Annotated in this window: 5 protein-coding genes; 4 read left to right on the forward strand and 1 reads right to left on the reverse strand. The window is 46.4% G+C overall.

Annotated elements, in window-relative coordinates; all coding sequences use genetic code 11:
* Window positions 1-391: aminotransferase class III-fold pyridoxal phosphate-dependent enzyme (locus Q0C19_RS11375; protein WP_295056091.1), on the reverse strand; the 391-nt coding region annotated here is incomplete at its 3' end.
* Between the two features lie 100 nt (window positions 392-491).
* Here Q0C19_RS11375 and tgt point away from each other — a divergent pair.
* The 4 genes from tgt to Q0C19_RS11395 form a co-directional block, all read left to right on the forward strand.
* The gene (gene tgt / locus Q0C19_RS11380; RefSeq protein WP_295056094.1) at window positions 492-1,613 is read left to right on the forward strand and encodes a tRNA guanosine(34) transglycosylase Tgt; all 1,122 of its coding nucleotides are present in this window, start codon (window positions 492-494) and stop codon (window positions 1,611-1,613) included.
* A gap of 1 nt (window position 1,614) precedes the next feature.
* Window positions 1,615-2,397, forward strand: a complete 783-nt coding sequence (locus Q0C19_RS11385; RefSeq protein ID WP_295056101.1) for a pyridoxine 5'-phosphate synthase — start codon at window positions 1,615-1,617, stop codon at window positions 2,395-2,397.
* Window positions 2,385-3,323, forward strand: a complete 939-nt coding sequence (gene pdxA, locus Q0C19_RS11390) for a 4-hydroxythreonine-4-phosphate dehydrogenase (protein ID WP_295056096.1) — start codon at window positions 2,385-2,387, stop codon at window positions 3,321-3,323. Before Q0C19_RS11385 ends, pdxA begins: the two co-directional genes overlap by 13 nt.
* Window positions 3,320-3,736: hypothetical protein (locus tag Q0C19_RS11395; RefSeq protein ID WP_295056098.1), on the forward strand; the 417-nt coding region annotated here is incomplete at its 3' end. The genes pdxA and Q0C19_RS11395, both read left to right, overlap by 4 nt.

Here is a 3,736-nt window from a genome sequence, read left to right on the forward strand (position 1 = left end):
ACCCTCTTGCAAGGCGGATTGCACTCATCACCGCTTCGGTTCCGCTGCTGACGAAACGGATTTTCTCAATGGAGTCGTAAATCGAAATAATCAATTCGGCAAGATCACTTTCCGCTTCGGTCGGAGCACCGAAACTAAGTCCGTGCTTAACCGCTTCGATCACAGCGTTTTCAATCGATTCATCACGATGACCGAAGATCAACGGTCCCCAACTTTGGACATAATCAACGTAGCGGTTTTCATCGATATCGACCAAATAACCGCCCTCTCCGCGCGCGATAAAACGGGGAATTCCGCCGACGCTTTTAAATGCTCTTACGGGGGAGTTGACACCTCCCGGAATCAGTTGCTGGGCTTTTTCAAATGCTTCAACGGAGTGCTCAATACTCATTCATAATCCTAGTTTATAATCTTTTGGTAATTATAGCGAAGATTGAGTTGTTCAAACGGCTCGTAATGCGATAAAATAACGAAAAAACTTAAGGTCATTTATGCAATTTAACGTCGACGCTACCTGTGGCAATGCACGCGCATGCACCATTACCACGGCACACTCCACCATACAAACTCCAATCTTTATGCCGGTGGGGACGGTAGGGTCGGTAAAAGGGCTCGATATGGCTGATATGACAGAAATTTTAGATACGAAAATCATCCTTGCCAATACCTACCACATGTATCTGCGCCCCGGAGATGAGACGGTAGCCAAACTTGGAGGATTGCATGGTTATACCACCTACCCGAATAGTTTTTTGACCGACAGCGGAGGGTTTCAGGCATTCAGTCTCAGCGATATCTCCAAACCGACCGAATCGGGGATCGAGTTTAGAAGCCACATCGACGGCAGCAAACATTTTTTTACCCCTGAAAAAGTGATCGATATCCAAAACAATCTAAACAGTGATATCATGATGATATTGGACGATCTGGTCGCACTCCCTGCTACGCAGGAGAGGATTAGAACCTCGATCCAGCGGACGACGCAATGGGCAAAGCAGTCAATCGACTACCATCGAAACAACCAAACCAAAGGGATCGGACTCAACCAAAATATCTTTGCGATCATCCAAGGGGGAACGGATTTTAATTTCCGCACCCAATCGGCTGAAGAACTCTGTGCAATGGATTATGACGGATTCGCTATCGGAGGACTTTCTGTCGGAGAAGCGAATAATCTCATGTACGATACCGTAGAACACACGACACCGCTAATGCCGAGCGACAAACCCCGCTATCTCATGGGAGTCGGAACACCGGAAGATTTGGTTGAAAATATCGAACGGGGTGTCGACATGTTCGACTGTGTCATGCCGACCCGCAATGCCCGAAACGGTACCCTTTTTACGACTTTCGGGAAAGTCAATATCAAAGGTGCCCGTTATAAATTTGACAGTGAACCCATTGATCCCGATTGCCAATGCTATACGTGCCGCCGTTACAGCCGTGCCTATTTGCACCATCTGTTCCGATCCAAAGAGCTAACCTATTTTCGCCTTGCGTCGCTTCATAACCTTCACTACTATTTGTGGTTGGTAGGACAAGCTCGAGAAGCAATCATCGCAGGTCAATTTATCCAGTTTAAAAAGGATTTTTATGCACGTCGACAAGGCTAAAATGACCCTCGGGGTCAACATCGATCATATCGCCGTTCTTCGTGAAGCCCGTAAAATCAACGATCCCGATCCATTGATGGCATTGGCAATATGCGCTCAAAGCGGTGCGGATCAGATCACAATCCATTTACGGGAAGATCGCCGCCATATCCACGATGAAGATGCACGCCGTATTATCGCTTCATCCCCTCTTCCGGTTAATCTGGAGTGTGCGATTGAACCCTCCATTATCGACATCGTCTGCACCCTGCGTCCTCACCGTGCGACGCTTGTTCCGGAAAAACGACAAGAGGTAACGACAGAGGGGGGACTGGATGTTTCAGGTAATTACGATTCAATTTACAAGGCCGTTCAGCAATTGAAAGAGCGTGAAATCGAGATTTCTCTCTTTATTGATCCGACACGCGAAGCGATCGAAGCCTCTGAGCGTCTCGGTGTTGAGTGGGTAGAACTCCATACCGGGAGCTATGCAAACCTTTATGCAATGCGCCATAGCGCATTGCCGCACTCTCATCATGCCATCGAACCTTTAAATCTCTCCCGCCATGCGTTGGACAGCCTTTTGGAAAATGCGTACGGTGCCATTGTCGATGCGGCAAATTATGCCCGATCACTCGGGTTAAAAGTGGCGGCGGGGCACGGGCTGAACTACCAGAACATCGCCCCAATCGTGACGATTGAGACCATTGAAGAGCTCAATATCGGTCAAAGTATTATTGCCCGTTCGGTATTTACTGGATTAGCTACCGCTGTATCGGATATGAAAGCATTATGTCATCGCTAAAACGGCTAGCCATCAGTATTGGCGATCTTAACGGTGTCGGATTTGAAATCGCCCTAAAAGGGCACGATCATATCAAATGTCTGTGCCGACCGATCTACTGTATCAACCGTCTTATGGCTTTACAGGCCGCATCGCTTCTCAATCTCACATTACCCGATGATTTTGAATGTTATGAGGTAGAAGGTGAGTTCATCATTCAACCCGGCATCCTCAACGATGCAAGCGGTCGCTACTCCTATAATTCTTTTTTAGCGGCCATAAAACTTGCGCAAACAAGTCAAACCGATGCCATTACCACTCTCCCAATTCATAAAGAGGGATGGATGATGGCAGGTATCCCTTATGTTGGGCATACGGATGCCTTGCGTGATATCTTCGGCTGCAATGCGATTATGATGCTCGGATGCAAAAAGCTCTACGTAGCGCTCTATACCGAACATATTCCCCTTCGTGAAGTAGCATCTCATATCCAAACCGATCCGTTGGCGGCCTTTTTACTCCAGCTCTTTTCTACAACGAAACATGAACCTATAGCGGTTTTGGGGCTTAATCCCCATGCAGGGGATCACGGAGTTCTTGGAAATGAAGAAGCGATGATTGAAGCCGCAATCCAAAGGGCTAATAATCAACTTGGGCGTGAAGTTTTTATCGGACCGATCGTCCCCGATGTCGCTTTTACTCCCCATTTTCGGCAAAACTATTCGATGATTGCGGCAATGTACCATGATCAAGGGCTTGCACCGCTCAAAGCACTCTATTTCGATGAGAGTATCAATGTTTCGTTAGGATTGCCGATTATCCGTACCTCCGTTGACCACGGAACCGCATTTGACATCGCATATAAAATGCAAGCTTCCACATTAAGCTATATTAATGCTGTTTCGGCGGCATTAGAATTTATTTCGTCACAAAAGAGTGTACATTGAATCCCCACAGTATTGCAGATATCGTCACACTATTGGATGAACATTTGCCTAAGCACCTCTATGCCCTTGATTTTACGACGGAACAGTATAAAAATCTTCTCCAACAACTTATGATTGGAAGCGATGAGTCCCTTTTTGATGATAAAAAAGGGACAATACGAAAAGCGATTATCAAATACTTTGCCAAAAGCCATCAGAATATTGAGCTACAAGTTACCTTTGGCTCTTTCGCCCTAAAGAAAAAGTTTGTCGACCCGTCCAAAACAGAAGCCTACGATCGGATGCTCCATCAAAACACCATCGCTTTCCTCAATGTTTTTGAACAAAAAGCTGATTTTTCTCCGGTACCCTACCTGGTTTCAATTCCGGAAGAGATACGGACGCCTCTGTTGGAAAATTTTCTTAAACTTTAT

The organism is Sulfuricurvum sp. (genome assembly GCF_023250475.1).
In the GTDB taxonomy this organism is placed as follows: Bacteria; Campylobacterota; Campylobacteria; order Campylobacterales; family Sulfurimonadaceae; genus Sulfuricurvum.

What these genes read in the sequence shown, in the direction of transcription:
- pdxA (WP_295056096.1), top strand. Translation starts at nt 2,385, where the DNA reads ATGTCATCGCTAAAACGGCTAGCCATCAGTATTGGCGATCTTAACGGT.
- tgt (WP_295056094.1), top strand. Translation starts at nt 492, where the DNA reads ATGCAATTTAACGTCGACGCTACCTGTGGCAATGCACGCGCATGCACC.
- Q0C19_RS11385 (WP_295056101.1), top strand. Translation starts at nt 1,615, where the DNA reads ATGACCCTCGGGGTCAACATCGATCATATCGCCGTTCTTCGTGAAGCC.